Here is a 25,014-nt window from a genome sequence, read left to right as displayed (position 1 = left end):
TCGGGAAGCCGACAATTGTCCTACTTCGAAAGATTCAGAACAACCACCGTAAGCTATTGTCCTAATGCCTTGTGCCTATAAAGGCGCCAACTGAGACTCGGTTATGTTTGGCCGAAGGCTTGTGTCATGATGATCCGACCGCAGGTTAGTCGTCCTCTTCCTATATGAATAGATCCTCCGCGTTGCTCCTTGCTTTTGTTTTCCTCAGCGGCTGCCAGGCTATGGCCCCCGTGTCGCCGGACGGTACACCGCCGGTGGAAGACACCACTCCCGCCCCTGAAAAGCCCAAGGTTTATTCCTCGTTCAGTGAAGAAACGGTGTTCAGCCTGCTCAGTGCAGAGCTGGCCGGCCAGCGCAATCGTTTCGATATTGCCCTGGATAACTACGTGACCCAGGCCATCAATACGCAGGATCCGGGGATTTCCGAGCGGGCGTTTCGCATCGCCGAATACCTGGGGGCCGACCAGGCCGCGTTGGATACTTCGCTGATCTGGGCGAAAAACGCGCCGGACGACCTGGAGGCGCAACGCGCAGCAGCCATTCAACTGGCACGCGCGGGGCGGTACGACGACTCCATGGTCTATATGGAGAAGGTCCTGCAGGGCAAGGGCGACACCCACTTCGACTTCCTCGCGTTGTCGGCGGCCGATACCGACCAGGACACGCGCAACGGTCTGATGAAGAGTTTCGACCGCCTGCTGCAAAAGCATCCAAAGAACAGCCAGCTGATTTTCGGCAAGGCCTTGTTGTTGCAACAGGACGATGAAGCGGACGCCGCCCTCAAGTTGCTGGAGCAGAACCCGCCGGAAGAAGGCGAGATCGCGCCGATTTTGCTGCGCGCGCGCCTGTTGCAGAACCTCAATCGCGGCAAGGAAGCGATTCCGCTGCTGGAAAAAAGCATCAAGAAGTACCCGGACGACAAACGCCTGCGCCTGACCTATGCGCGCATGCTGGTAGAGCAGGACCGCATGGAGGACGCCAAAGTGCAGTTCGCCAACCTGGTCCAGCAATACCCGGACGACGATGAACTGCGTTATTCCCTGGCGCTGGTGTGCCTGGAAGCCAAGGCCTGGGACGAGGCCAAGGGTTACCTGCAAGAGCTGATCGAGCGTGAAAGCCACGTGGACTCGGCGCACTTGAACCTCGGCCGCATTGCCGAAGAACGCAACGACCCACAGGCCGCCCTGCTCGAATACGCCCAGGTGGGCCCTGGCAACGACTACCTGCCTGCCCAATTGCGCCAGGCCGATATCCTGATGAGCAATGGCCGCACCGACGAGGCAGAAAAACGCCTGGCCGCGGCGCGGGATGCCGAACCGGATTACGCGATCCAGCTTTACCTGATCCAGGCCGAGACCTTGTCGGCCAACAATCAGGGCGAGCGCGCCTGGAAACTGCTGCAACAAGCCTTGCTGCAATTTCCCGACGACTTGAACCTGCTGTATACACGCGCCATGCAGGCGGAAAAACGCAATGACCTGGCCCAGATGGAAAAAGACCTGCGCCTGATCATCAAGCGCGACCCGGACAACGCCATGGCGCTCAATGCCCTGGGCTACACCCTGTCCGACCGCACCACGCGCTACGACGAAGCCAAGGTGCTGATCGAACAAGCCCACAAGCTCAACCCGGAAGACCCGGCCGTGCTCGACAGCCTGGGCTGGGTCAACTATCGCCTGGGCAACCTGGACGAGGCCGAGCGTTTGCTGCGCCAGGCGCTGGAACGCTTCCCGGACCAGGAAGTGGCCGCGCACCTGGGTGAAGTGCTGTGGGCCAACGGCAAACAGCGCGAAGCGCGACAAATCTGGGAAAAATTCCTCAAGGAACAACCCGAAAGCCCCATCCTGCGCAGCACCATCAAGCGCCTGACCGGATCCGAGACCCTTTAAGCTTATGTTCTTGCGCCACGTTGTAGTGTTCAGTCTTATTGCCCTGCTCGCCGGTTGTGCGGGCTTCGGTGCCCGTGAATCCGTTGAAGGCCAGGGCAACCCGGCGCAATGGAAACAGCACAAGGACCAGCTCAGCAGCATTGACGGCTGGCAAATCGAAGGCAAAGTCGGGGTGCGCGCGCCAAAGGACTCCGGCAGCGGCACCCTGTTCTGGCTGCAACGCCAGGACTATTACGACATTCGCCTGTCGGGCCCGCTGGGCCGTGGCGCAGCACGCCTGACCGGTCGGCCGGGGCAAGTGAGCCTGGAAGTGGCCAACCAGGGCCGCTATGAAGCGACATCGCCGGAGGCCCTGCTGCAAGAACAGATTGGCTGGAAACTGCCGGTCTCCCACCTTGTGTGGTGGGTGCGCGGCTTGCCCGCACCTGACAGCAAGAGTCGCCTGGGCCTCAACGGCGACAGCCGCCTGGCCACCCTTGAGCAGGATGGATGGCAGGTCGAGTATTTGAGCTACGTGGAACAAAGCGGTTATTGGCTGCCCGAACGCATCAAGCTGCATGGAACCGACCTTGACGTCACGCTGGTGATCAAGGACTGGCAACCGCGCAAGTTGGGGCAATAACGTGACCGTAGAGCGCCTGACCCTGCCCTCCCCGGCAAAACTCAATTTGATGCTGCACATTCTCGGTCGCCGTGAAGACGGCTATCACGAGTTGCAGACGTTGTTTCAATTTCTCGACTACGGCGATGAACTGACATTTGCCGTGCGCGACGATGGCGTGATCAAGCTGCACACCGAATTCGAAGGCGTGCCCCACGACAGCAACCTGATCGTGAAAGCGGCGAGAAAACTCCAGGAGCAATCCGGGAGCCCACTCGGCATCGACATATGGATCGATAAAATCCTGCCCATGGGCGGCGGCATCGGCGGCGGCAGTTCGAACGCGGCCACCACGTTGCTGGGTCTGAATCACTTGTGGCAGCTGGGTTGGGACCATGATCGCCTGGCGGCACTGGGCCTTACGCTGGGGGCGGACGTACCCGTTTTTGTGCGTGGACACGCCGCATTTGCTGAGGGTGTCGGGGAAAAACTGACCCCCGTAGAGCCCGAGGAGCCGTGGTATCTCGTGCTTGTGCCGCAAGTATCTGTAAGTACAGCAGAAATTTTTTCAGATCCGTTGTTGACACGTAACTCTTCTCCCATTAAAGTGCGCCCCGTTCCCAAGGGAAACAGTCGAAATGACTGCTTACCGGTTGTAGCAAGGCGTTATCCAGAGGTACGTAACGCTTTGAATTTGTTAGGTAAATTTACCGAAGCAAAATTAACCGGAACTGGAAGTTGTGTGTTTGGGGGCTTCCCAAGCAAAGCTGAAGCTGATAAAGTCTCGGCCCTTCTTACAGAGACCCTTACAGGGTTTGTAGCAAAGGGAAGCAACGTTTCGATGTTGCATCGCAAGCTGCAAAGTCTGCTCTAAAAGGAACCGAGTGTTAGGCACTCGTTGCAACAGATACAGGGGCGTCGCCAAGCGGTAAGGCAGCAGGTTTTGATCCTGCCATGCGTTGGTTCGAATCCAGCCGCCCCTGCCATTTTCTATACTCATCCAGGTTACCCTCAGCCTCTAGGTACTGCGCGTGTCCAAGATGATGGTCTTTACGGGGAATGCTAACCCCGATCTGGCTCGGCGTGTCGTACGTCAGCTGCATATCCCTCTCGGTGACATCTCTGTCGGTAAGTTCTCCGACGGTGAAATTACAGCCGAGATCAATGAAAACGTCCGCGGTAAAGACGTCTTCATTATTCAGCCGACTTGCGCTCCGACCAACGATAACCTGATGGAACTCGTCGTGATGGCTGATGCCTTCCGCCGCTCCTCAGCGACTCGAATCACAGCTGTAATCCCTTACTTTGGTTATGCCCGTCAGGATCGCCGTCCGCGTTCCGCTCGTGTGGCTATCAGCGCGAAAGTCGTCGCTGACATGCTGACCGTGGTAGGTATCGACCGTGTTCTCACGGTTGACCTGCACGCTGACCAAATCCAGGGGTTCTTCGATATTCCGGTAGATAACATCTACGGTTCGCCAGTATTGGTGGATGACATCGAAGACCAGCGCTTTGAAAACCTGATGATCGTGTCCCCGGACATTGGCGGCGTCGTGCGTGCACGGGCTGTTGCCAAATCCCTGGGCGTGGACCTCGGGATCATCGACAAACGCCGTGAGAAAGCCAATCACTCTGAAGTGATGCATATCATCGGTGATGTCGAAGGGCGTACCTGTATTCTGGTTGATGACATGGTCGACACCGCCGGCACCTTGTGCCATGCGGCAAAAGCCTTGAAAGAGCACGGTGCAGCAAAAGTCTTCGCCTACTGCACACACCCTGTGCTGTCGGGCCGAGCGATCGAGAACATCGAGAACTCCATGCTGGACGAACTGGTGGTGACCAACACCATCCCGTTGTCCGCAGCTGCTCAAGCCTGTTCGCGTATCCGTCAACTGGATATCGCACCGGTAGTTGCCGAGGCGGTTCGCCGCATCAGCAATGAAGAATCGATCAGCGCGATGTTCCGTTAAGGGTCAAACCTTCGGATCATCCCTCTGACGAAAAGCGCCCCGCCCCGACATTCTGTTGGGGCGGGGCTTTTTTGCCCATATCGAGCCAGGCGCTGGTCGCAAACGCCACTCGATGATGGCTATTTTGGAGATACAAAATGACTGACTTTACTCTGAACGCTCAAGCGCGTACTGACCTGGGGAAAGGTGCGAGCCGCCGCCTGCGTCACGCCGCCAACATCCCTGCCGTTGTATACGGTGGTGACAAAGCTGCTGAATCCGTGACCATCCTGGCTAAAGAAATCGCCAAGCTGTTCGAAAACGAAGCTGCCTACAGCCACGTTATCGAACTGAACGTCGATGGCAAAAAGCAGAACGTCATCGTTAAAGCGATGCAGCGTCACCCGTCCAAGCAATTCATCATGCACGCTGACTTCATTCGCGTTGTAGCTGGCCAGAAACTGACCGCTATCGTGCCTGTGCACTTCATCGGTGAAGAAGCTCCGGTCAAGAAAGGCGGCGAGATCTCGCACGTCCTGAACGAAGTTGAAGTGACCTGCCTGCCGAAAGACCTGCCTGAGTTCATCGAAGTCGACCTGTCGGCTGCTGAAATCGGCACCATCGTTCACCTGTCCGACCTCAAAGCCCCTAAAGGCGTTGAGTTCGTTGCACTGGCTCACAACGATGACAAAGCTGTTGCCAACGTTCACGCTCCACGCGTTGCACCAGAAGCTGAAGAAGGCGCTGCAGAGTAATTCACTCTGTATTGCCGGAGCTTGAGGAAACATCGCGGACCGAAACGTAGCGAGAAAGCGGGCGATAACGCGGCGTTTACTCTTGAGTAAATGATCTCTTGTCGTCCACTTTCGCCGCACTCCGGTTCGGCGATGTTATCCACAACTCCAAAGGAAGGGCCCCTGTCGTGACTGCCATTAAACTGATCGTTGGCCTGGGAAATCCAGGCGCCGAATACGAACAGACCCGGCATAACGCGGGGGCCCTTTTTGTTGAGCGTATCGCACGGGCTCAGAATGTGAACCTTGTGGCCGATCGCAAATATTTCGGCCTGACCGGGCGCTTCTCGCACCAGGGTCAGGATGTTCGTCTGCTGATTCCCACCACCTACATGAACCGCAGCGGCCAGGCTGTCGCGGCGCTTGCGGGTTTCTTCCGGATCAAACCCGAAGAGATCCTGGTGGCCCATGACGAACTGGACCTGCCACCCGGCGTTGCCAAGCTCAAGCTCGGCGGCGGGCATGGCGGGCACAATGGCCTGCGTGACATCATCGCGCAGTTGGGTAATCAGAATAATTTCTACCGTCTGCGGCTCGGCATTGGCCACCCAGGCGTTGCCAGTATGGTTTCAAATTTCGTCCTGGGTCGTGCGCCACGCGCCGAACAGGAAAAACTCGATGCCAGCATCGACTTTGCCCTCGGCGTGCTGCCGGATATCTTCGCCGGTGAATGGAACCGCGCGATGAAAAACCTGCACAGCCAGAAGGCCTGACTCTTACCGAGGGGAAACACCATGGGATTCAATTGCGGCATCGTCGGCCTGCCCAACGTCGGCAAATCCACCCTGTTCAACGCCCTGACCAAGTCCGGTATTGCGGCGGAGAACTTCCCCTTCTGCACCATCGAACCCAACAGCGGTATCGTGCCGATGCCGGATCCACGTTTGGACGCCCTGGCGGCCATCGTCAATCCAAAGCGCATCCTGCCGACCACCATGGAGTTCGTCGACATCGCAGGCCTGGTTGCCGGTGCTTCCAAAGGTGAAGGCCTGGGCAACAAGTTCCTGGCCAACATCCGCGAAACCGATGCCATCGCCCACGTGGTCCGCTGCTTCGAAGACGAGAACGTGATCCACGTCTCCAACAGCGTCGACCCGAAACGCGACATCGAGATCATCGACCTGGAATTGATCTTCGCCGACCTCGACAGCTGCGAGAAGCAACTGCAGAAAGTCGCGCGCAACGCCAAGGGCGGCGACAAGGATGCAGTGGTTCAGAAAGGCCTGCTGGAGCAATTGATCGCTCACTTCACCGAAGGCAAGCCTGCACGCAGCCTGATGAAGAACATGGGCGCTGACGAGAAGGCCGTGATCAAGGGCTTCCACCTGCTGACCACCAAGCCGGTAATGTACATCGCCAACGTGGCCGAAGACGGCTTCGAGAACAACCCGCTGCTGGACGTGGTCAAGGCCATTGCCGACGAAGAAGGCGCGATCGTGGTTCCGGTGTGCAACAAGATCGAAGCGGAAATCGCCGAACTGGATGACGGCGAAGAAAAGGACATGTTCCTGGAGGCCCTGGGCCTGGAAGAGCCTGGCCTGAACCGCGTGATCCGCGCCGGCTACGAAATGCTCAACCTGCAAACCTACTTCACCGCCGGTGTCGAAGAGGTGCGTGCCTGGACCGTCAAGGTCGGCGCCACCGCGCCACAGGCGGCGGGCGTGATCCACACCGACTTCGAAAAAGGCTTTATCCGTGCCGAAGTGATCGCCTACAACGACTTTATCCAGTTCAAGGGTGAAGCCGGTGCCAAGGAGGCCGGTAAATGGCGCCTGGAAGGCAAGGAGTACATCGTTAAAGATGGCGATGTGATGCACTTCCGCTTCAACGTGTAAGCGTCACCGCTGCGAATAAAAAGCCGATGCTCTGCATCGGCTTTTTTGTGTACTCATTATTATATCGACATACTCAAACACACTTTCAACCAAACCTTAAACCAGCCATTTTCAACTTAATCACAGTAACAACCCGAATAACTCCTCGGTTTTTTAAGACTTACCCTACACTAAGAAGATCACAAGCCAGCCACCACACCTTGCACTTTCTGGAAACTTTCCTATCCCGAATCTTGTACGCCCGCCTCTTCTTGCAAACACGATGACAACATTGATATTTTCCGATTTACTTTGCACCCCGCGAGGTGGCAACAGTATTGGAGCACTAACAATATGTCGGCCCTTGATCAACACATGTCCGCTACCGATGTCTCTTTCATTGACTGCCCTCTGATCGAGTCCACAGTCAACAGCACAGCCCCACTTAATATTGATGTTCTGTTACTCGGAGAAACCGGCACGGGCAAGGACACCTTGGCGCAACGCATACATTGTTTATCCGGTCGTAAAGGAAACTTTGTTGCGGTCAATTGTGCCGCTATCCCGGAAACCCTGGCCGAAAGCCAATTGTTCGGCGTCAACAGCGGCGCCTATACCGGTGCGATGCAATCGCGAGCCGGCTTTGTAGAAGCCGCCCACTTGGGCACTTTGTACCTCGATGAAATCGATAGCATGCCACTGTCGCTGCAAGCCAAGCTGCTGCGGGTGCTGGAGTGTCGTGGTATCGAGCGCCTGGGCTCGACCCGGTTCATCCAGGTGGATATGCGCGTCATCGCCTCGGCCCAGCACTCCCTGCATGACATGGTGGAACGCGGGACCTTTCGACGCGATCTGTATTTTCGTCTCAATGTGGTCAATATCCAGCTTCCCCCATTGAGCGAGCGCCGGGAGCGCATCATTCCCTTGTTTCTCGCCATGATCAAACAAGAGGCCGATGCGTTCAAATGCCCGGTGTTGACACCTGCCGGCACGCTGCTTCAGCAACTCCTCTGCCACCGGTGGCACGGTAATGTCCGTGAGCTTCGCTCAGCCGCCAAACGCTTCGTATTGGGCTTGCCTCCCCTCCCCTTGGGAAACACCTACCAGGCCAACACAAACTTAAAGGCGCGCCTGCAACAAATAGAGAAAGCATTGATTGAGGAATCATTACATCGCCATGAGCACAAAGTCGACAGTGCGGCAGAAGAACTAGGCGTCGCCAAGCGCACGCTCTACCATCGGATGAAACAACTGGAAATATCACTTTAACAGCGAACGGGAACGCTCTGAAAAATACCGTTCACACAGTGTTTACACCGATCCATTTTCACCGCACCTCGCCCACCAAAAACAGGACATTAACCATGTGCCTTATATCCATCAGCAACTTCATAAACTCATTCACCAGCATCAACAAAACACAACAACAGCCAGTGCAAACCAACCCAAAAAATCGTTGCAATAAACCACCAGAAAAGCCCTGCTACGAACAAGAAAAAGCAACTAAAAGCATCCAATACGAACTCACTTACATCGCCATATCCAGCAACAACACATATAGATAAGAACCCGAACCTAAAGAGAAATATTTTCATATAGTTATCTTAGATGAATCAGGAACGAACCACGGGCCCATGACCACGCAAAAAGCGAGCACGCTCAAGGTTGCTCAAAACGCTGGCGATGCCTCACAAGCGCTGTCAGCACTCCCATCAGAACGTACACAAAGGTGACCCTATGTCCTCTATCGCTCCTGTTGGCTCTGGCGTGAACAGTGCCGGCAACCAGGCAAAACTTGACCAAATCAACGCAGAGAAAGAAAAGAAAATTGTGGACGAAGCGGCAAAAACGGCCGAACAGGAACTCACCACAGCAAAAGCGGGCCGTGTGAAATCGCTGCGATTCGCCTAAGCACCATCGACCTCCTTGGCAGATCCGGTTGAGGAGGTCGTCACGATCATCGGGGGCAACGACCGATAGATGTTCTAGGGAGGTTCATATGTACATTAACAGCACAGAGCTTTCGGAAAACGACACCTCTACGACCCAGTCTCATACGCCTGCTGCCCTGGACGAGACTTCGGACATCAGTTTTTTCAACGCGCAACTGAGCACTACCGGACAAACCGGCAACGGCGTTGCGTCCGGCCTGTTTGCCGCGCACGCTCCTGAGTCGACGGCGGCTTCCAAACGCATAAAAAGAGGCACACGCGACACGATGCTCAACAAAAAAACCAAGGAAGCCCACGCATTGCCCGAGTTGATGGCCACTGCAAATCTTGATGTGGTGGCACGCGTCAAGATGCTGGGCCTATTGGTCAAGAGCGTCGATAAAGTCGCCACCATGGGATAGCCGCATGCATCGCAATCTCTTCATCGTACTCATGTGTTCATCCATGTTAATGCTGACGGCCTGTGGTGAAAGCGTGGAACTCCATCGCCAGCTTTCGGAGCAGGAAGCCAACGAAGTCATCGCTGAGCTTGCCGACAAGCAGATCCGCGCGCAGAAAATCCCGGCAAAAGATGGCGTGGTCGTTCGGGTCCGCGCCGATGACATCAGCCGGGCTGTGCGCACACTGGAGGCCGTCGGCCTGCCCAAGGTCGCCCGTTCGACATTGGGCGATATCTTTCGCAAGGAGGGGGTAATTTCCACGCCACTGGAAGAGCGGGCTCGTTACATCTATGCACTGTCCCAGGAACTGGAAGCCACGCTGTCTAAAATCGATGGCGTGATCGTCGCGCGCGTGCATGTGGTGTTACCCGAGCGCGTGGCACCCGGCGAACCCGTACAGCCAGCGTCCGCCTCCGTGTTCATCAAGCATGATCCGCGCCTGGACCCCGATAATATTCAACCTCGTGTGCGCAGGATGGTGGCCAGTAGCATTCCCGGCATGGCTTCAGCAATAGAAAACACACAAAAGCTGACCGTTGTCTTCGTGCCGGCAACGGCTTATCAAGAGCAGCAACAACTAAGCTATCTAGGGCCTTTCCTGGTACCGGAGCAAGACCTCGGTTTCTGGCGCACCAGCCTTATTGCCCCCCTGATCGCACTCGTAGCGGGCGGCTCTGGTTGGTTATTCTGGCGTCGCAGGGTTGCAAACACTTCCCCACCGCAGCCCGCCATCGCACACATTCATGAGTAACGATGTCACTTGGGTACGCTGGTGGGCTTTCCCTTGGAAGCACGCTCATCGCGACTGGAGCAGGCAGATTGGTTTTGATGACACGGCCGAACTTTCACGCAGCCATCATCAACAGGTAAGCCGACTCTTCGGGATAGTACCTGAGCTTCCCCCTCCCCCTTGTGCCGTCGTGTTGCAACTGGTGCTGCTCGACACCCTACAGCGGGACCTCGTGCTTATGCTGGTTAAAGAGGTGTGCAATTGCAGCCACGACAACCGATTGAACGAGGAACAGCGCCTCTGGTGCCAACGCCTGACCAAGGCACTGGCGCCCGACCCTATTCCAGTGAACTTCGACGATCCGCTGCATTGCCTGCGCGCCTGGGTCTCACCAGCACTCTGGCAGCGGCTGCGCTTGAGCTTTGCATGCCAACGGGTGCTGGAGCTGGAAAAACTCCCCAGGCTGGCCACCACCCATGATCGTCTGACCACGCTTTGGCAAGCCGCGCTCTGGCGTGCAACCTCAACCACTTTCGATGAAATCCCACGCCGGCCTTAGTGAGAGCCCCCTTATGATCTGTGCCCACAGAATCGAGCTTCACACCGTTACCACCAACCCACCAACGACACTGGTTCCTCGGGAAATGCTGAAGGACTACACCCAGGCCTGTCAGTTGCTCGAACACACCAAGGCCCAGGCACAAACGCTTTTGCGACAAGCTCAAGACCAGTGCCAGAGCGTGCTCGACAGCGCGGGCGAGCAATTCTGGCAGCGTGCCAATGCCCAGCTACAACGCTGGGAGGCCGAACGCCAGGCGATGCACAAAAACCTGGAACAGGTTGCCACGTCGGTGATCAACACGGTTATCCGGGGCTTGCTCGATGAAACGCCGCCCGCTCAACGCGTCACGGCATTGCTCGACCAATTGCTGGCTGCGCAACTGCCCCCCATCCAGGCGACTCTGCTGTGCCACCCACTGGACCGGGACGCTGTCGAGCAATGGCTTGCTCGCCTGGGCGAGGTGCCTTGGACACTCCGAGTCGAAAGTGAAATGGCCGCCCAATCGTTGATGCTCGAAACAGACGACGGCGGGTTTCATATCAATTGGGTCGACGCACTTGACCAACTGATACCCAAGTCGTCCAGCCACCATGAGTCGGCCGATGGAACCCGTTACACATCAGCGGCCACACATGAGGTAGCAACCTAATGGAGAAAATCCCGTGATTGGTGATGACCGCATACTGCCAAGGCTCTACAAGCAGATGGCACAGGCCGAAAAGCGCTTCGGTGAAATCAGTGCCGGCGCTCAAGACGCTGAAGACAGCGAAGAAAGAGCGATGCTTTTTCAACAAATGATCGAGATAAAATCCAGCCTTGTTTCCGACATGGCGCTGAGTTCGTCCTATCAGACCTACCTGCAAGAGACGATGAAGTTTGCCATCACTAACAGCGCCTAGCCGTTGGCTCCAACCCCTTGCCGACTGCCTGGACGGCCGCCAACCGCACGTCCAGCTGTTTGAACAGGACGACGAGCTGAGCTTGCAGTGCCATGAGCTTCAGGTAGTGCTGCGTGTTCAATTGACGCATCCAGGCCTCGACATCTACCCGATGCAGGCCTGGCAACGTCTTGGGCAAGCCAGCCTGGCCCATTTCAAGGGGGCGCTGGCTCTTTCTCCGGTCACCGGCCAACTCTGGCTGGTGCAAGGGCTGGCACGAGACTGCAGCCTGAACCATCTGATGAGCGCACTCGAAGCACTTCTCAACCAACGCGACACCTGGCGTTGCATCGTTGCTCGCCTGGCAAAACCTGCGCACACGCGCCAGGCCTTGGCGCTACGTAAGCCGCTGCACTGAAACCGAGAACCTGCCATGTACAACAAGACCCCCAAGCACGCTGGCTTGCACTCACGCTTGCTCGCTGCGGTTACAAAACCCGTCGGCTGGCGCAGCCTGTTCGCCCTGCCGTTGTTGCTGTTGCCGGTGCACAACAGCCTGGCGGCCATCCCCGCCGAATGGAAAAACACGGCCTACGCCTACGAGGCCGAGCACAAACCGCTGCGCGAAGTGCTCGACGATTTCGCCCAGACCTTCGGCATCCAATTGCAGATCGAAGGCCTGCTGGATGGCAACGTCAATGGCAAGATTCGCGCAAATACCCCGCAGTCGATGCTCGACCGCCTGGGGGTGGAACATCGCTTCCAATGGTACCTGTACAACAATACGCTCTACATCAGCGCCCTGGACCAACAGGACTCCGCACGCCTGGAAGTGTCGAGCGAAACCGTGAGCGACCTCAAGCAGGCGCTCACCGATATCGGGTTGCTCGACAGCCGCTTCGGCTGGGGGGAGCTGCCCGAGGACGGCGTGGTGCTGGTGTCCGGCCCCAGGCGCTATATCGAGCAGATCAAGCAGTTCAGCAGCCAGCGTCGCTCAACCGACGAGAAGCACAGCGTGCTGACCTACTCGTTGAAATTCGCAAACGCCGCGGACCGTCAGATCGATTATCGGGGTGAAAAGATGATCATCCCCGGCGTCGCCAGCATGCTGCGCGGGCTGCTCGAACCTCGCTCGGCCACGTCGCAGGTCACCCAGGCGCCGTCATCGGGCGCTGCGGCGGCGGTGCCCTTGGCCCAGGGTTTCCCCAGGCTTGGCAACCCGCTGCTGGGCCAGATGCTAGCCCAGCCGACCAGCCAGGCGCCGCTCAACAACGCAGTGGCCGTCACCCCCCGGGCAGCGGTAGCGCCTGGTCGTATTCGGGTTGAGGCCGATGTGCGCAACAACGCGGTGATGATCTATGACTTGCCGGAACGCCAAGGCATGTACCGCGACCTGATCACCCAGCTCGACGTGGCGCGCAAGCTGGTGGAAATCGACGCCATCATTCTGGATATCGAACGGACCCAACTGCGGGAACTGGGCGTGAATTGGGGCTTTCGCAACGGCAACTTCCAAGGTGGCGTCAACAACATTGCACCGGGCACCTCATCGCAACTGTCGATCAACAATCGGGACGGTTTCTTCGCTGCGGTAAGGGCCCTGGAACAGCGCGGCCTGGCGACCCTGGTGTCCAACCCCTCGGTACTGACCCTGGAAAACCAACCGGCGGTGATCGACTTCAACCGCACGCAATACCTCACCGGGGGCAGCGAAATCGCAACCATCCTGCCGGTCACCGTTGGCACCAGTTTCCGGGTGGAGCCTCGCGTGATCACCTCCCGTGGCAGCCACCAGATTCATTTGTCGGTCAACATCGAGGATGGCAATTTCGATGAATCCAACCCCAACCGTACCCAACTCGATGTGCGCAAGGGCTCGGTCAGTACCCAGGCGGTAATGGCGGAAAAACGCTCGCTGGTGGTGGGTGGTTTTCATGTCACGGACAACACCGACCAGCTCAACAAGATCCCACTTCTGGGTGATATTCCCCTGCTGGGCAAGGCCTTGTTTTCATCCACCGAACGAAAGAACAACCGGCGTGAGCGCCTGTTTATCATCACCCCGCGCGTCATCGGTGATCAGGCTGACCCGTCGCGCTACTTGCCACAAGCCGACCAGGCAGAACTGCAGGCCGCCCTCAAGCCCCTGGCCCGACGCATGGCCCCTCACGCCCCCGAGATCAAGCGCAATGACCTGATCCACGCACTGGCCACCCTGGTCAGCGGGCAAGTGCCCAAGGCCTTCATGGCGGCGCCTATGCCGCTGGGCCTGAACACCCTGTGCTCGACCCGTGACCTGCTCGCGCTCAACCCCGAGCGCAGCCAGTGGTACAGCGGCCCGCAGTTCAACGTCGCGGTGGTGGTGCTACGCAACCAACACGACCGGCATGTGCGCATCGATGAAAAAGAGTGCAGCAACTCACAAACACTGGCAGTAACGGCCTGGCCACGGGCCTGGCTCAAGCCGGGTGAAGAAGCGGAAGTGTTCATCGCCATGCGGCCAGTGGTCAAAGACGAACACATCGGCGTCTCGCGCCCCTCCTTGATCGTACCTACCGGAAAGAAACCAGAATGATCCGCCTACTGCGTTGCCTCACGCTGATAAGCCTGCTGCCGGTCGTGGCCAGCTGTACCTCTACCTGCCGCGGCGACTCCTGCTCCCGTCCGCAATCGAGCGCCGATACGATGGTGATCTGGTGGCCCGAACACATGCGTACCCAGCCCGGCCCTTCCGGCGAACGTTCGGATCACCAGACGATTTCTCTGGAACGATGACCCCTGGCCTGCATGACCTGGTGAGTGGCGCGACCACTCACCTGCCCCTGTCAAAAGGCATCGTGTTGCGCATGCTGAACGCCGGAGCGCAACGAGGCCTGGCGCTGCAGATCAACCGCGAGGCATTGCAAGCCAGGCAAGTGCAACGGGCGCTGGAACGGCGCTTTGAACAAGCCCTGGCGTACGACGGGTGTTTTGTATTTTCCACTGCCGATGACGCCCTGGTGCTTTGGCACAACATCGACCCTGCGGGCACGGCGCCGGAAGGCGTCCTCGACCGCTTACTGTCGCTGGCGGGGCTGGACCACGGCTGATCAACGTTGATCCAGTTCGGGCAACTCCAGGGTTTCGCGCTTGGCCTGCGCGTCCAGCTCACGCAAGGTGCGGTAGATGAAGGCAACCGCTTGAAGCGTATCGCGAGGAATGCTCTTGCCCAGTGCCTGCTTGTACAGCGTACGCGCCAACCACACGCATTGGATCACCGGTATATCCGCCGCCTTGGCTCGGTCGATCAATCGACGGGCCTGGGCATCGGTGCCTTTTTCCACTAACCGCGGCAAGGGTGTCTCGCCGGGTCGGTAGTACAGGGCAACGGCAAAGTGCGTTGGGTTGACCACCAGCATGTCGGACTCCTCAAGCTTGGGCAGCTTGACCTTAGGTTCCTCATTCGCCAGTTCGTAGGCCAGCTGGCGGCGCTGGCCCTTGACGTGAGGGTCGCCCTCCATGTCCTTGTACTCCTTGACCACCTCCACCTGGGTCATGCGCATGCGCTTGGCAAAAAAATACTTCTGCAGGGCCAGGTCGATCAGCGCCAATACCAGCAGCAGCCCGAGGCACACATGCAGCAGGTGGCGAAACAACGCGATCAAGGCCCGGACATAGCTCTGTAGATCGCTGTTGGCCAGACTGATCAGCACCCCCAATTCCGGACCAATCACCACGTATAGAATCAGGCTCAGCAGCACCGCTTTGGCCAAGCCCATCAGCAGGGTCATCAAGGACTGGCCAGAAAACATCTGCTTGGCTTGATTGAGCGGATTGAGCCGATTGAAATCAGGCTTCAAGGTGTGCGGTGCGAACAGCAGCCCGAACTGCATCCAACTGCTGATCAGTTTGACGGCAATCGCCACCCCAGCCATCAACAAGGCAAAACCGATAAAAACCAGCAAGCCCTCCACCAGCACTTCTTCCAGTGCCCGTACAAAGGGTTGGCCCATGCGGTTCATGGGCAGCACCAGCAATTGTTGAAAACGCTGCATGCTGGGCTCGGCAGTGAACAACGCGATTTCGCTAAGGGCGGTGAGCACCAGCAACTTGCCGACGTCCTGGCTCTGGGCGACCTGGCCCTTCTTGCGCTGATCTCGAAGTTTTTTGGCCGAGGCCGGGTGTTTTTTCTCGCCGGAATCGCTCAAGGTTGTGCCACCCGAAACATCACGCCAAGGGCATGCTTGAGGTCGCCCAACAGGCTCATGCGGCCAACGATCAGGTCTTGCAGCAACGGTAGATACAACAGCAGGAACGCCAACCCGGCCAGGCATTTTACCGGCATCGCCAGCGACGATACCTGCAACTGCGGGCTGTAGAGGCTCAGCAGCGCCACGCCGAACTCCAGCAACAGCAACACCGCGATAAAGGGCGCCGCGTACAGCATCATGTGGGTAAAGGTATCGCCCATCACCCCCAGGAACACCGTGAAACCGCCCACTGCGGGGAGTGGCAACCAGCTCGTGGCGGGCCAGATCAGGTAGCTGTCCCAGATCACCTGGGTCAGCACGCCCAACCCCAAGGTGACCATCAACAAGAAAATCGCCAACTGTTTGAACATATGGCCAATGGGCGTGGCGTCCGGCCCGAGGGAAGGGTTGATCTGCCCCCCCGTCAACGCGCCGCGCTGGTTGTCCAGCAAAGCCCCTACCGACTCGAACAACCAGAACGGCATAGCCAACAACACGCCGAGCAGAATGCCCAGGGCAGTCTCTTTCAACACCAGCCCGGCAATCATCGCGGCTGAATGATCCTGGTCTTGCAAAGCCGCGTGGATACCCGGCGTCGGCAGCAATGCCATGACCATCACGATGACGTGGCGGGGCATGCCGCGAATATGCTGAAAGCAAAACGCCGGCACCAGAATCGCGCAGGGATAGATACGCGCCATGCCGATCACGAGGCTGGGCAGATATTCAAGATAGGCCTGCAAGCGTATTTACCTCAGTTCAATGCCGAGCGCGCGATCATGTCGAAGGTCAGGTTGATCAACTGGATCAATTCCACGCCAATCCAGCGGCCCGTCATCACCAGCGTGATGCCCACTGCGACCAGCTTGATACCAAAGGGCAAGGTCTGGTCCTGGATCTGCATCAACGCCTGCACCAGGGAGGTGAGCACCCCCACGATGACGGCCACAATCAGCGGTGGCGCCGAAAGCACGACCACCAGCAACATGCCCTGTTTGAACAGCATGGTCGGGTCCATAAGCGCCTCAAAGGTAAGACAGGAACAGGCTGTCGAGCAGCCGAGACCACCCGGAAACCAGCACGAACAGCAGCAGTTTGAGGGGCAGCGAAATGGTCATGGGCGAGACCATCTGCATGCCCAGTGCCAGCAGCAGGTTGGAGACAATCAGGTCGATGACGATAAACGGGATGTAGATCAGGAACCCGATCTCGAACCCCGACTGCAACTGCGACAGCACGTAGGCGGGAATCAGCAGGACCAGGTCGTCACGATGCGTCGCCTGGGCCATTTCCGGTGGCCACAGGCGCACGCTGCTTTCCACCAAGTGGGTAAGAATGTCGGGGTCGGTATTGCGTGCCATGAAGGCGCGTAATGGCTGGATCGCGTGGCCACTCGTGTCCTGAAATGCTTGCACACTGCTCATATCCACCGGCGTGGCCTTGACCGCCTGTGCGATTTCATGGCCTACCGGCGCCATGATGAACAGCGTGGCTGCCAGGGCGATGCCATTGATGGCCATGCTCGGCGGCACCTGCTGCACGCCGAGGGCGTTGCGTGTGATCATCAGCACAATGACGATCTTCAGGAACGCCGTGCACACGATCAGCAGCATCGGCATCAGTGACAGCGCGCCGAGAAACAGCGCCAGCAGAACGGGATCGATGCCCTGCAAATTCATCGAGAAAAAATCACGCGGGACAACTGCAGACCCAAGCGGCCATCCACGTCCACCAATTTGCCGTGGCCGATGGGGCGGTCACCGTAATACAGCCCGGCCATCCCCGGCGCATACCCTGTAACCCCCACAATCGCACCGGGCGCCAATTGGCGTAATTCCCCCAGGGACAACTGCAACGCACCACAGCGCACGTTCAAGTTCATCGCCAACTCATCAAACGGCTCATGCCCGAATACATCCACCGGTGCCCGATCCCCGGCAGACGATGCGTCGGTCAAATCGTAGCCCTGGCCCTGGTCTGTCAACACCTCATCCACACACATGTCCTCGATAGAAATAAGAGTGAACCGCAAGGCGCCCTGGTCATCGTCCAGGCGCCCCTGCAGGCGATGGCGGCCCAGCCGCACATGCCCTTCGCCGCTGGGGTAAAACATCGGGTGTTGCACCATCAGCACGTCACCGCAGCGTATGCAGCTGACCTGGCTGATCGGCAACTGCGAATGCCCAAGTAGCAGTGATACCGAGAGCGGCAACGACGTCGGTAGCGGTTGCGCCAGCGGTTGCCAGGGGCCAGCCGCGCACAAGGCCAGGAACGTATCCGGGGCCAGCGCCAGGCAATCGACCACCCGCGACGCTCCCAGCCTCACTGTCAGCCGACAGCGGAACGCGGCGGGCCGCACACCTGCTTGCAAGCGTATGAAGCCGAGCAGCGACTGCACTTGAGGGCTGAGCTGATGCTGGAAGAACGCCCAGAACCAGGCATCCGGGTCGTTGCCCTGTGCGGCCAACGTCACCGGGCAATCCCCAAGCAAGCTGAGCACGGGGCCCGGCTCACCGAATACCAACACGCCACAGGCGGTTTCAAAACCAAAGGAGGCCCGCCCGGACGGCGCAATGCCCGGTTCCATGATCAACTCGCCGTGCTGGCCCGCCACCTGAAAGGGCATGCGCAAACCACGCCCAAGCCGACGTAGGGCGGCTGCCGTCATGCTGTCGACCACAGGCAATGTCAGCGCAGAAATCCTCATGAGCGAACCGCATCTGCCAGGGACAGATGCACAGGCCCTCCAAGATCGGCGCTCAAGCGGTCCTGGCAGTGCTGTCGCAGGCCTCCCAGCCATGCACGCGTGCGCTCCTCCTCTGCGGCCATCTCCAGGTGCCAGGCCCCTTGCTCGCGCCGCACGCTGACATCGACCCGGCCCAGGCGCGGTAGAAAAAAAGCCGCCTGCAAGGGCCATTGGGTTGCGGTGGTGAGGCGTGGCACCAGTTGCTCGGCAAAGGCCTCGACCAGTGCCAGGTCGGCAGTGGCTTTTGCCGCCCCCAGGGAACGGCTGGAGCCTTCCCTTTTGCCCTCGCCGGCAAACAGTTGGGAAAAGAGGCGCCCCTGCTGCTCCCACGGCAACACAACGCCTGGTCCCGACTCGCGCTCATCACGCGGCGGGCGCTCCGTTTTGCTGGACGCGACCTGAGTCATGACGCCTCCTGTGCCAGCAGCGTCGAAAGCTCCTGGAGTTTTTCCACTTGGCGCAGGCATTGGCTGACCTGCTGTTGGGCGACTTGCACTTCGCTCACCTGTGCCGCCTTTTGCCCGTGCAGAGCCTGCAAACGGCCCTCCTCGCGGCGCGTATCGGCGGACAAGGTGTGCTCCTTGGCGGCCCAGGACTTGAGCGCCTGCAACGAAACGACCTGGCCCTGATGCGCGTCCAGCAACTGTGCGCTTTGCAGGGCTTGCTGTTGCCGCGTCTGCTCCAACGTTGCCTCGGCGTGTTGAATGTGCGCGAGCAAGGTTTGCTGTTGTCGTTTTGCCTCACGCAACGTGCGCTCGGCACGGTCGGCCCGGTGCCTGCGCAGGCGCCTTAGGGTCTCCAGTTCAGAAAGGGACATACGCCGTCAGCTCCGTCAGTTGTTCAAGGGTCGAGGCCAGTGGCGAAGGCTCGCGCAGGTCCTGGCGCAAAAAGTCATCAACCGCCTGCCGGGTTTCCACCGCCTGGTCGGTGAGGGCATCGTTACCGGCCTGGTATTCCCCCAGCTTGAGCATCAGTTCTATTTGCTGATACGCCGATAACAGCCGCCGCAGCGCAGTGCCGGCCTGTATGTGCGCGAGCTCGGCCACATTGCCGAGGATCCGCGAGAGGCTGGCCAGCACATCCACCGCCGGGTAATGCCCGCGCTCGGCAAGCTTGCGCGACAGCACGATGTGGCCGTCCAGCAATGAGCGCACTTCATCGGCCACCGGGTCGCTCATGGAGTCCTGTTCGATCAGCACGGTGTAGATCGCCGTGATCACGCCCTCCTGAGTCAAGCCGGCGCGCTCCACCAGTCGCGGTAGCAGGCTGTAGACCGACGGCGGCAGCCCCCCTCGGCCCAACGGCTCGCCCGCCGCCAGACCGATTTCTCGCTGGGCTCGCGCAAAGCGGGTCAGGGAGTCAACCAGCAGCAGTACCCGCAGGCCCTTGCGGCGAAACCCTTCGGCCAGGGCCGTGGCGGTAAACGCGGCACGCGCGCGCTCCATGCTGGAGCGATCCGAAGTGGCACATACCAACACCGCCTTGGCGCGCAGTTGCTCGTCCAGTTCATGATCGAGAAATTCACGCAGTTCGCGACCGCGCTCGCCTATCAAGCCAAACACAATCACGTCGCACGTCACGTTACGGGCGATCTCCGCCAGCAAGGTGGTCTTGCCGCAACCGGCACCGGCAAAGAGGCCAACCCGCTGGCCTTCGCCCAGGGTCAGCAACCCATCGATCGAACGCACGCCGGTGGCCAGCGCCTGGCTGATCCGGGGGCGCTCGGTGGGCAGCGGCGCCTCACACAGCACGTTGGTCGCCGCCTCGGTGTCGCCATCGACAAATGCACCCGCGCCCTCCCCCGAAATGGGTCGCCCAAACCCATCGAGCACCTGCCCCAGCAGGTCATCGCCCACCCGCACGCGATGGGGTACGCCGAGGCGCTCAACGCTGGCGCCCACCTGCACGCCTTCCAGGTTACCCAAGGCGCTGAGCACCGCATCTTGCTGGTCGAAGCCGATGATTTCGGCCAGCATGCTGTCACCGCCCGCCTTGTCCACTTTGCACAAATCGCCGATGCGCGCCTGGGGCAATCGGCATTGCAACAACATGCCGTTGACACGCTGGATGCGGCCTCGCACCGCCACCGGTGCAAACGCGGCCAGATGAGTGGCCTGGCGCAGTTGCCAGGCATCAAGACGAGCCTGCAGGTCCTGGGTCACCAGCGCACCTCGTAGCGCTGATGGCCGTCGAAGACCAATCGCCCGTTGTCGATGGACACCAGCCGCAAGCCATCCACTTCATCCCCCAGGAACAGACGCTGCCCGTCCTCCAGGACGACGTGGCCGTTCGGTCCACCGACGATCTGCACAATCTTGAACGGCGGCTGGCTGCTGCCCTCGCGTACGCGGCTCAAGACCGGTACCGGGCTGTCGAACTGCTCGGCAAAGCGCACGAGCATGCGTGACAGCAATGCCATTTGTTCCTGGGATACATCGCCACTGAGGGCAACCTGGCCATTGACCACCTGCAACGTGACGCGCTGCGCCAGATCGCGCTCGCTGAGCATTTTGAGCAACTGCTGGCGCACCTCGGGCACCGTGGCCAGCTCAATGCGTGATGACGCCGCCGGCATCAGTGAGGCTTGGGGCTGACTGTCTGAGGCGTTCATCATTCCCACCACCGTGACCAGCACGGCGACCACCAGCAGCCCTCCCAGCCAGCGCGTTTGGGTCGACTTGGGCATCGTGCTCAACGGCAGGTCCTGCGGTGTATCGCGGGACGTTTCCAATACCGCTGGCTCAGGCTCTGCGGGCCACGGTCGATCCGCAAGGGACACACACAGTCGAATGCCGCTGATGGAAAACGGCAGGTCCGCCGCCAGGTCGGCGATCTGCGCGACCAACGTTCCCGAAGCGTCCAGTACCAGCCCCGCCTCGGCTTGCACACTCCAGCGGTCCGCCACCCGGCGCACCCACACATGGCGCTGCGCAATGGCCGGATCGTGAAGCACCAGGTCGGCTTCCGGACTGGCCCCGATGCACCACTGCTCTCCGAACAACGGCAAGGCAGCGCCCTGTTGCGAACCGTTGAGCACGCGCAACTCAAACATCGTGCCCCCTCATGCCACCGCCTCATGCAATTGACCGTCACCGTCCAGGTCAAAGCGCCCCAGCACTTTCACCTTGGAGGCACTGCTCAACTCGGCAAAAGACAGCACCGGCACATGGTTGAATTCTTCGAGCAACAACGTGCGCAGAGGGCTGCGCAGGTCTTGCGCCACAAGCAGCACACGCTTGCTTTTAACCCGCAACGCGAAAGCCTGTTTGAGCAAGCTGATCAGCACCGCGCTGCTGTCGTTATCGAGGGCGAAGAACACCCCGGTCTGAGTCTGGCGCAGGGCTTCGCGCAGGATGTTCTCGGTTTGGGGCGACAGCAGCCAGGCATGCAGTCCGTCGGCTTCGCTGTATTGGTGGAAGATATGGGCCTTGAGGGCGATACGGGCATAATCGGCCAGGGCTTCCGGCTCGCGTTCGTGCTGGCCGTACTCCACCAGTGACTCCACAATCAGGCGCACGGCGCGCAGCGGTACACCCTCACTCGCCAGGCGTTGCAGCACGGCGGAGAAACGGGACAACGGCATGATGCGCTGCACCTCCTGGACCAACTCAGGCTGGCTGGCTTCTAACCAACTGAGTATCGACTTACTCTCCTGCACGCCCAGAAACTGCGGGCCGCTGAGCATCAGCGCCCGGCTCATGCGCTCCAGGAGCAACGCCTCTGCCGTAAAGCGCTCCACCTGCGGGTCATCGAACAACGGATGATCCGGTGCCAACCACGTCCATGCCTCTTCTTCTCGGCAGACCTGACCCCTTGTGCCCTGTTCCACCGGCGTCGCCAGGGCGGCGTGCTCCACCGCGACCCAAGGGCCGATGGTTGCTCTGAGCACGGGGATTTCATGCACGCAAAAGCACAGCTCATCGTCCTCAAGGGTTGGCAGGAACTCGACTTCAAACGCCGGCAGGGTCAGGCCCAGGTTGGTCACCAGGCCATTGCGGGTCTGGCGAATGCGCTGCATCAACTCCGTTGCAAGGCGGCTGCCGTGCAGCCGGGAGGGAAACTGCAGCACATAGGGCCGTGAAGGATCGAAGGCGCGCAAGTCTTCATCGCCATTGTCGTGTGGCGCCACGGCGTGGGTGTCCGCCATCTCGGGCATGTCCTGTTTTTTACGCTCCTGCGCCAGGTAATACCCCAGCAAGCCGGTCACCAGCGCAATGAGGATAAACACCAGCGTCGGCATCCCCGGCAACGTGGCAAACGCCAGCATGCCTACCGAAGCGATCATCCAGCTCTTGGGTTCACTGGTCATTTGCCGGGCAATTTCAGCGCCCATGTGGGTCACGCCACGGCGCCCGTCCGGGGCGACGCGGGTGATGATCATGCCGGCGGTCAGGGAGATCAGCAGCGCGGGGATCTGCGCGATCAGGCCGTCACCGATGGTCAGTACCGAGTACAGCGCCATGGAGTCGCCGGCACTCATGCCGTGCTGGAACATGCCGGTGGAGAAGCCTCCCAGCAGGTTGATCAGCACGATCACCAGGCCCGCAATCGCGTCGCCCTTGACGAACTTCATCGCGCCGTCCATGGCGCCGAACAACTGGCTTTCACGGGATAACTGCTCGCGCTTGTCCCGCGCCTGCGCACCGTCGATCAGGCCGGCGCGCAAGTCGCTGTCGATGGACATTTGCTTGCCCGGCATTGCGTCCAGGCTGAACCGCGCGGCCACTTCGGCCACCCGTTCCGAGCCCTTGGTGATCACCAGGAAGTTGACGAGGGTGAGGATCATGAAGATCACCAGGCCCACTGCCAGGTTGCCGCCCACCACAAAATTGCCAAAGGCCTCGACGATGTCACCGGCGTCCTGCTCCAACAGGATCAAACGCGTGGTAGCGATCGACAACGCCAGGCGGAACATGGTGGTCAGCAGCAGAATCGATGGGAACGACGAGAACGCCAAGGGCCCGGGCAGGTACAACGCCAGCACGATCAACAGGCAGGAGATACAGATGTTGAGCGCGATCAGGATGTCCACCAGCCAGGTGGGCAGCGGCACAATGAAGATAAACACGATGGCCATGACCACCACCGCGCCCAGCACTTCGGCACGTTGCGCCACCTTGAGCAGCATACGGTTGACGCTCGCCAGTGCCGTCACCCGTTGGCCCTCGATGCATCAGCAAGGCGCGGGGCCAGTTTTTCCTGGCGCGTGAGTTCGTCCATCACCAGCAGAACGTTATGCAAGCCCTCTTGGCGCCCACGGTTGTCGCGCCACAACGCCAGCGGCAGGCTCTTGAGCATCGGGTACAACCCGTTCAGCGTGGTCAACTGGCCCGCAGGCGCGGCACCGGTCAAGTCTGCGGCCAACCGCTGAACCTCGGCACACGCGATACCGCCACCGGCATACCCCAACAAGCGCTGCAACAACACCACCGCGTCGTGCTCGATCTTCAGGCGCTGGATCAACAGCCCGCAGTCGCTCAAGACACTGCCCAGTTGCCCGCAGCTTTGCAGCCCCAGCAGAAGCGTGCGCAACTTGGCGCTGGGAATCGATGAGGCCTGCGCGGCGATATCGTCCGCCAAGGCCCGGCGCATCACATTGAGCCCGGCCGCGAACTGCTCGCCCCCATACACCCCCAGCAGTGACTGCATCATGGTCGCCAGGGATTGACGCACCACCACGCTGGCGTAGTACAGCGCACGCATCGCCTGGCGCTCTTGAGGGTCATCACTGGCGGCTTGCAATGCCAGGGCGATGTTGAGGCCGGCCTGTATCTCGCGCTGGTACCGGGCCTCCAACCGGGCCAGGGCATCCCGGGCCAGCGCCGCTTCGGTCTTGCGCACCTCGGCTTCGGCCTGGGCCGTCACCTGGCGCAGCACAACGTAGGTGCGGGCCGGATCATTGCCGGTGAGGTCCAGCAGCTTGTCGACGCTGGGCTGTTGCAACAGTTGCAGGCGCACACGCCGCGTGATTGCCGCAAGGCTCGCCTGGGCAGGGTGCCCCAACTGGTCATACAGCTGCGACAGCTGTTCGACCGGCGTTACGCGTGCGCCGATGGCGCGCTGGCTCAGGGCCTTGCTGTTGAGCGCCACTTCCTGGCTGAACAGATTGGCCAGGTGATCGGCACTGTGCGCTGGCGCCGAGACGGAGGAACGGGCCGCGCTGCCAGCGCCAACCAGGTCAAGGCTTGGGAGCGTTTGCACATCGCAAATGGATTCGATTTTCATGGGCGTGCCGCACAGGAAGTGTGTGCTTGTGTGGCAAGCCCTCTTGATTCGGTTCCACGACGCTCAACTTTACCCGGCACATTGAAAAGGTCGGCACAGCCTTGGGCGGCCTTGTGCAAACAGTTGCACGAAAAGCATCAATTTCAAGATATTTATTTATATAAATCAACTAGTTATGCGGTTTTTCCATTTGGCACAACCA

Annotated in this window: 29 protein-coding genes and 1 tRNA gene; 19 read left to right on the top strand and 11 right to left on the bottom strand. The window is 59.6% G+C overall.

Annotated features, from left to right (window positions below; genetic code table 11):
- The first annotated feature begins 164 nt into the window (after positions 1-164).
- From DYL59_RS20570 to DYL59_RS20485, 19 genes are all read left to right on the top strand, one after another.
- Entirely contained in the window at positions 165-1,889 is a 1,725-nt protein-coding gene (locus tag DYL59_RS20570) for a tetratricopeptide repeat protein (RefSeq protein WP_135290801.1), read from the top strand.
- 4 nt (positions 1,890-1,893) lie between these two features.
- The gene (gene lolB, locus DYL59_RS20565; RefSeq protein ID WP_135290800.1) at positions 1,894-2,511 is read left to right on the top strand and encodes a lipoprotein insertase outer membrane protein LolB; all 618 of its coding nucleotides are present in this window, start codon (positions 1,894-1,896) and stop codon (positions 2,509-2,511) included.
- A gap of 49 nt (positions 2,512-2,560) precedes the next feature.
- Positions 2,561-3,364 (top strand): 4-(cytidine 5'-diphospho)-2-C-methyl-D-erythritol kinase, encoded by an 804-nt coding sequence (gene ispE / locus DYL59_RS20560; protein WP_238340741.1) that lies wholly within the window; start codon positions 2,561-2,563, stop codon positions 3,362-3,364.
- 37 nt (positions 3,365-3,401) lie between these two features.
- A tRNA-Gln gene (locus DYL59_RS20555) sits at positions 3,402-3,476 on the top strand.
- A gap of 45 nt (positions 3,477-3,521) precedes the next feature.
- A complete protein-coding gene (locus DYL59_RS20550) occupies positions 3,522-4,463 on the top strand; it encodes a ribose-phosphate pyrophosphokinase (RefSeq protein ID WP_003208392.1) in 942 nt (313 codons plus the stop codon).
- 137 nt (positions 4,464-4,600) lie between these two features.
- Complete coding sequence (locus DYL59_RS20545) at positions 4,601-5,197, top strand: 50S ribosomal protein L25/general stress protein Ctc (RefSeq protein ID WP_058423112.1); 597 nt, start codon at positions 4,601-4,603, stop codon at positions 5,195-5,197.
- Positions 5,198-5,364: 167 nt separating this feature from the next.
- The gene (gene pth / locus DYL59_RS20540) at positions 5,365-5,949 is read left to right on the top strand and encodes an aminoacyl-tRNA hydrolase (RefSeq protein ID WP_135290798.1); all 585 of its coding nucleotides are present in this window, start codon (positions 5,365-5,367) and stop codon (positions 5,947-5,949) included.
- Positions 5,950-5,970: 21 nt separating this feature from the next.
- On the top strand, positions 5,971-7,071 hold the full coding sequence (ychF, locus tag DYL59_RS20535) for a redox-regulated ATPase YchF (protein ID WP_003171595.1): 1,101 nt from the start codon (positions 5,971-5,973) through the stop codon (positions 7,069-7,071).
- Between the two features lie 333 nt (positions 7,072-7,404).
- Entirely contained in the window at positions 7,405-8,319 is a 915-nt protein-coding gene (locus DYL59_RS20530) for a sigma 54-interacting transcriptional regulator (RefSeq protein ID WP_135290797.1), read from the top strand.
- A 468-nt stretch (positions 8,320-8,787) separates the two neighbouring features.
- Entirely contained in the window at positions 8,788-8,961 is a 174-nt protein-coding gene (locus tag DYL59_RS31405) for a hypothetical protein (protein WP_167496698.1), read from the top strand.
- A gap of 88 nt (positions 8,962-9,049) precedes the next feature.
- A complete protein-coding gene (locus DYL59_RS20525) occupies positions 9,050-9,403 on the top strand; it encodes a hypothetical protein (protein ID WP_135290796.1) in 354 nt (117 codons plus the stop codon).
- 4 nt (positions 9,404-9,407) lie between these two features.
- Entirely contained in the window at positions 9,408-10,193 is a 786-nt protein-coding gene (gene sctJ, locus DYL59_RS20520) for a type III secretion system inner membrane ring lipoprotein SctJ (protein ID WP_135290795.1), read from the top strand.
- A complete protein-coding gene (locus DYL59_RS31765) occupies positions 10,186-10,731 on the top strand; it encodes a type III secretion protein (protein WP_135290794.1) in 546 nt (181 codons plus the stop codon). The genes sctJ and DYL59_RS31765 overlap by 8 nt, the downstream gene beginning before the upstream one ends.
- Positions 10,709-11,383 carry a type III secretion system stator protein SctL gene (gene sctL, locus DYL59_RS20510; protein ID WP_337678424.1) on the top strand — a complete coding sequence of 225 codons (675 nt, stop codon included), beginning with the start codon at positions 10,709-10,711 and terminating at the stop codon, positions 11,381-11,383. Before DYL59_RS31765 ends, sctL begins: the two co-directional genes overlap by 23 nt.
- A 13-nt stretch (positions 11,384-11,396) precedes the next feature.
- Positions 11,397-11,633, top strand: coding sequence for a hypothetical protein (locus DYL59_RS20505; protein WP_135290792.1), 237 nt, complete (start codon positions 11,397-11,399; stop codon positions 11,631-11,633).
- The gene (locus DYL59_RS20500; RefSeq protein WP_238340738.1) at positions 11,611-12,030 is read left to right on the top strand and encodes a type III secretion protein; all 420 of its coding nucleotides are present in this window, start codon (positions 11,611-11,613) and stop codon (positions 12,028-12,030) included. Before DYL59_RS20505 ends, DYL59_RS20500 begins: the two co-directional genes overlap by 23 nt.
- Positions 12,031-12,045: 15 nt before the next feature.
- Complete coding sequence (gene sctC / locus DYL59_RS20495; protein ID WP_135290791.1) at positions 12,046-14,187, top strand: type III secretion system outer membrane ring subunit SctC; 2,142 nt, start codon at positions 12,046-12,048, stop codon at positions 14,185-14,187.
- A complete protein-coding gene (gene hrpT, locus DYL59_RS31760; protein ID WP_135290790.1) occupies positions 14,184-14,387 on the top strand; it encodes an HrpT family type III secretion system protein in 204 nt (67 codons plus the stop codon). Before sctC ends, hrpT begins: the two co-directional genes overlap by 4 nt.
- A complete protein-coding gene (locus tag DYL59_RS20485) occupies positions 14,384-14,701 on the top strand; it encodes a transcriptional regulator (protein WP_135290789.1) in 318 nt (105 codons plus the stop codon). The genes hrpT and DYL59_RS20485 overlap by 4 nt, the downstream gene beginning before the upstream one ends.
- Here the strand turns inward: DYL59_RS20485 and sctU are convergent, their stop codons facing one another.
- The 11 genes from sctU to sctW are packed head-to-tail and all read right to left on the bottom strand — an operon-like array spanning position 14,702 to position 24,812.
- Positions 14,702-15,799, bottom strand: coding sequence for a type III secretion system export apparatus subunit SctU (gene sctU / locus DYL59_RS20480; RefSeq protein ID WP_135290788.1), 1,098 nt, complete (start codon positions 15,797-15,799; stop codon positions 14,702-14,704). It lies immediately after the preceding gene.
- Positions 15,796-16,584: a type III secretion system export apparatus subunit SctT gene (gene sctT / locus DYL59_RS20475; RefSeq protein WP_135290787.1), complete on the bottom strand. Its 789-nt coding sequence runs from the start codon at positions 16,582-16,584 to the stop codon at positions 15,796-15,798. The genes sctU and sctT overlap by 4 nt, the downstream gene beginning before the upstream one ends.
- Before the next feature lie 11 nt (positions 16,585-16,595).
- Entirely contained in the window at positions 16,596-16,859 is a 264-nt protein-coding gene (gene sctS / locus DYL59_RS20470) for a type III secretion system export apparatus subunit SctS (RefSeq protein ID WP_135290786.1), read from the bottom strand.
- Between the two features lie 7 nt (positions 16,860-16,866).
- Positions 16,867-17,520, bottom strand: a complete 654-nt coding sequence (sctR, locus tag DYL59_RS20465) for a type III secretion system export apparatus subunit SctR (protein WP_135290785.1) — start codon at positions 17,518-17,520, stop codon at positions 16,867-16,869.
- On the bottom strand, positions 17,517-18,548 hold the full coding sequence (locus tag DYL59_RS20460) for a FliM/FliN family flagellar motor switch protein (RefSeq protein WP_135290784.1): 1,032 nt from the start codon (positions 18,546-18,548) through the stop codon (positions 17,517-17,519). The genes sctR and DYL59_RS20460 overlap by 4 nt, the downstream gene beginning before the upstream one ends.
- Positions 18,545-18,994: a type III secretion system HrpP C-terminal domain-containing protein gene (locus tag DYL59_RS20455; RefSeq protein ID WP_135290783.1), complete on the bottom strand. Its 450-nt coding sequence runs from the start codon at positions 18,992-18,994 to the stop codon at positions 18,545-18,547. The genes DYL59_RS20460 and DYL59_RS20455 overlap by 4 nt, the downstream gene beginning before the upstream one ends.
- Positions 18,991-19,404, bottom strand: a complete 414-nt coding sequence (gene sctO / locus DYL59_RS20450; protein WP_135290782.1) for a type III secretion system stalk subunit SctO — start codon at positions 19,402-19,404, stop codon at positions 18,991-18,993. Before sctO ends, DYL59_RS20455 begins: the two co-directional genes overlap by 4 nt.
- Complete coding sequence (locus tag DYL59_RS20445; protein WP_135290781.1) at positions 19,391-20,749, bottom strand: FliI/YscN family ATPase; 1,359 nt, start codon at positions 20,747-20,749, stop codon at positions 19,391-19,393. Before DYL59_RS20445 ends, sctO begins: the two co-directional genes overlap by 14 nt.
- Entirely contained in the window at positions 20,746-21,639 is an 894-nt protein-coding gene (locus DYL59_RS20440) for an FHA domain-containing protein (protein WP_135290780.1), read from the bottom strand. The genes DYL59_RS20445 and DYL59_RS20440 overlap by 4 nt, the downstream gene beginning before the upstream one ends.
- A gap of 9 nt (positions 21,640-21,648) precedes the next feature.
- Positions 21,649-23,742 carry a type III secretion system export apparatus subunit SctV gene (sctV, locus tag DYL59_RS20435; RefSeq protein WP_135290779.1) on the bottom strand — a complete coding sequence of 698 codons (2,094 nt, stop codon included), beginning with the start codon at positions 23,740-23,742 and terminating at the stop codon, positions 21,649-21,651.
- Positions 23,739-24,812, bottom strand: coding sequence for a type III secretion system gatekeeper subunit SctW (gene sctW, locus DYL59_RS20430; protein ID WP_135290778.1), 1,074 nt, complete (start codon positions 24,810-24,812; stop codon positions 23,739-23,741). Before sctW ends, sctV begins: the two co-directional genes overlap by 4 nt.
- Between the last annotated feature and the right edge of the window lie 202 nt (positions 24,813-25,014).

The organism is Pseudomonas kairouanensis, from assembly GCF_004682055.1.
Taxonomy (GTDB): domain Bacteria; phylum Pseudomonadota; class Gammaproteobacteria; order Pseudomonadales; family Pseudomonadaceae; genus Aquipseudomonas; species Aquipseudomonas kairouanensis.
This window is presented reverse-complemented; position numbering and strand designations above follow the sequence as displayed.